The sequence below is a fragment of the Micromonospora sp. HK10 genome (genome assembly GCF_000982955.1).
Taxonomy (GTDB): Bacteria; Actinomycetota; Actinomycetes; order Mycobacteriales; family Micromonosporaceae; genus Micromonospora.
Window position 1 is genome coordinate 1 of sequence record NZ_KQ058779.1, and the last position, 3,239, is coordinate 3,239.

At 74.0% G+C, this 3,239-nt stretch carries 2 protein-coding genes; one reads left to right on the top strand and one right to left on the bottom strand.

Features of this window, described 5'->3' with window-relative positions:
• The first annotated feature begins 448 nt into the window (after nucleotides 1-448).
• Nucleotides 449-2,362, top strand: coding sequence for a glutamine--fructose-6-phosphate transaminase (isomerizing) (gene glmS / locus LQ51_RS11275; protein ID WP_046564895.1), 1,914 nt, complete (start codon nucleotides 449-451; stop codon nucleotides 2,360-2,362).
• Between the two features lie 95 nt (nucleotides 2,363-2,457).
• On the opposite strand, the gene LQ51_RS11280 is transcribed toward glmS, so the two are convergent.
• Nucleotides 2,458-3,239, bottom strand: a 782-nt coding sequence (locus LQ51_RS11280; RefSeq protein ID WP_046564896.1) for an alpha/beta hydrolase, incomplete at its 5' end; no start/stop codon positions are given.

A 3,239-nucleotide genomic window follows, 5' to 3' on the forward strand; every position in this document is an offset into this window, starting at 1 on the left:
CCAGGTCGTGGGCTCCGGGGCGGCCGGCGAGGCGGCGGGATCGCTCGGGCCGCTGTGCTGGCCCGGCTCGGGGGTCGGGGTCGTCTCGGACATCGGGCTCAGCTCGCAGGGGGACGGCGCGGACGACCGCGGGACGGGCGGGTCGGGGCCGGTCGGCCCGACCAGGGCCTTCAATGTAGGGCCGGACGGCCAGTCGCGGGTACCCGCGCGAGGTGTCCCCGGGGTTCCGCCGGGCCGCCGATCCGCCGCCGCCCGGCCGGCTGGGCCGCCGATCCGCCGCCGCACGGCCGGCCGGGCGACCGATCCGCCAGCACGCGGCCGGCCGATCGCGGCGTTCGAGTGGTTTGTCCGATCCTCGTCCTCCGCTCACCGGTTCGCTCAAATTCTGTGATCGTTTACCGGGCTTCCGAGCACGCGCGATGAGCGAAACTGGGTTAGGCTGCGGACCATGTGTGGAATCGTGGGTTACGCCGGCGCGCGCCCGGCGCTCGGCATCGTGCTGGACGGATTGCGGCGGCTGGAATACCGCGGTTACGACTCGGCCGGCGTGGCCGTCGTCTGCGAGGACGAGCTGCTGACCGAGAAGAAGGCCGGCAAGCTGGCCAACCTGGAGAAGGTCCTCTCCGAGCGGGCGGCCGACAACCCCGAGGACTGCGCCGCCAGCCCGATCGGCATCGGCGACGGCACCACCGGCATCGGCCACACCCGGTGGGCCACCCACGGCGGCCCGACCGACCGCAACGCCCACCCGCACCTGTCGCCCGACGGCCGGGTCGCCGTGATCCACAACGGCATCATCGAGAACTTCGCCAAGCTCCGCGCCGAGCTGGAGGCCGACGGCGTCGAGTTCGCCAGCGACACCGACACCGAGTGCGCCGCCCACCTGCTCGCCCGGACCCTGGCCGACCTGCGCTCGGCCGGCGAGGTGGACAGCCCGCAACTGCTCGCCTCCGCCATGCGGGTGGTCTGCCAGCGGCTGGAGGGCGCCTTCACGCTGCTCGCCGTCGACGCCGGCATCCCCGGCGCGGTGGTCGGCGCCCGGCGCAACTCGCCCCTGGTCGTGGGCCGGGGCGACGGGGAGAACTACCTGGCCAGCGACGTGGCCGCGTTCATCGAGCACACCCGGGACGCGGTCGAGCTGGGCCAGGACCAGATCGTCCTGATCACCCCGGACGACATCGAGATCACCGACTTCGCCGGGCAGGCCGCCACCGGCAAGGACTTCCACATCGACTGGGACTCCTCCGCCGCCGAGAAGGGCGGCTACGACTGGTTCATGCTCAAGGAGATCGAGGAGCAGCCGCAGGCCGTCGCCGACACGCTGCTCGGCCGGCTCACCGAGACCGGCGAGATCGCCCTCGACGAGGTCCGCCTCAGCGAGCAGGACCTGCGCGACGTCGACAAGATCTTCATCGTCGCCTGCGGCACCGCGTACCACTCCGGCCTGGTCGCCAAGTACGCCATCGAGCACTGGACCCGGATCCCCTGCGAGGTCGAGCTGGCCAGCGAGTTCCGCTACCGCGACCCGGTGCTGGACCGGTCCACCCTGATCGTGGTGATCTCGCAGTCCGGCGAGACCATGGACACGCTGATGGCGCTGCGGCACGCCAAGGAGCAGAAGGCCCGGGTGCTGGCCATCTGCAACACCAACGGCTCCACCATCCCGCGCGAGTCCGACGCCGTGCTCTACACCCACGGCGGCCCGGAGATCGCGGTCGCCTCCACCAAGGCGTTCCTCACCCAGCTCGTCGCCTGCTACCTGATCGGCCTGCACCTGGCCCAGGTACGCGGGATCAAGTTCGCCGACGAGGTGGGCGCGGTGGTGGCCCAGCTCCAGGAGATGCCGGGCAAGCTGCGCGAGCTGCTGGACCGGATCGAGCCGGTCCGGGAGCTGGCCCGGGAGCTGAAGTCCGAGCCGACCGTGCTGTTCATCGGCCGGCACGTCGGCTACCCGGTGGCCCTGGAGGGCGCGCTCAAGCTCAAGGAGCTGGCGTACATGCACGCCGAGGGCTTCGCCGCCGGCGAGCTGAAGCACGGCCCGATCGCCCTGATCGACAAGGGCACCCCGGTCATCTGCATCGTGCCCTCGCCGGTCGGCCGGGGCATGCTGCACGACAAGGTCGTCTCCAACATCCAGGAGGTGCGCGCGCGGGGCGCCCGCACCATCGTGATCGCGGAGGAGGGCGACGAGGCGGTGGTCCGCTACGCCGACCACCTGATCTACGTGCCGCGCACGCCGACGCTGCTGGCGCCCCTGGTGACCACGGTGCCGTTGCAGGTGCTCGCCGCCGAGATCGCCGCCGCCCGCGGCCACGACGTTGACCAGCCGCGCAACCTGGCCAAGTCGGTCACCGTCGAGTAGTCGACCCCGCGCGGGCCCCGCCGCCGTACGTCGGTGGCGGGGCCTGCGTGCATCCGGCGCGGGTCGCCCGCCAGGGCCGGGGGCGCCGGGCGCGGTCATCGGCCGAGCACGATCCGGGCCATCCCGTCCAGCGCCGGGTTGCCCGGGTCCCAGTAGCCGGTGTGGCCGTACCGGCCGCTGGGGAAACTCCGGCCGCCGAAGCCCGGGCCGCTCGGGTCCGGGCCGAACCAGAGCTCGTGGTCACCGGGCAGCACGGCCAGCACCGGGCCGAGCGGCGTACCGGCCAGCAGAGCCCGGCGGGCCAGCTCCTCCGGCGGCCGGGTCAGCCGGATCACGTCGTCCGGCGCGGTGGCGGCCCACACCTGGCCGGGCGGCATGCGCAGCTCGGCGGCATGGTCGACCCCGACGCCGGGAGAACCGACGAAGACCAGCGCGTCGGCGCTGAGCCCGTGGTCACGGGCGGCGGCGCCGACCACCAACGAGCCGTAGCTGTGCCCGAGCACGGTCTGCCGGGCCGGCGGGGCGTCGTGCGAGGCGCGCAGCCCTTCCTGGAACCGGTGCAGGGCGGGGCCGGCCTCCTCGGCCTGCCGGGCACCGGACGCCTCGGTCAGGAAGTCCGGGGCGTCGTAGTCCAGCCAGAGCACGGCCGCGGCCTCCTCGGTCGGGGCGAGCGCGGCGCACCGGTCCAGCACCCGGGCGGCCCGGCCCAGCTCACCCGGGGCGTCGGCGAGGTCCGCGGTCATCCCCGGGACGTACGTCAGCACGGCGCCGGCCCGGTCCGGGTTACCCAGCGCCACCACCGCCCGCCCGTCCGCCGCCGGGTCCAGCCCGAGCAGGTAGGCGCGCGGGTCCCCCGGCGCGGCCAGCCGCTCGGCGA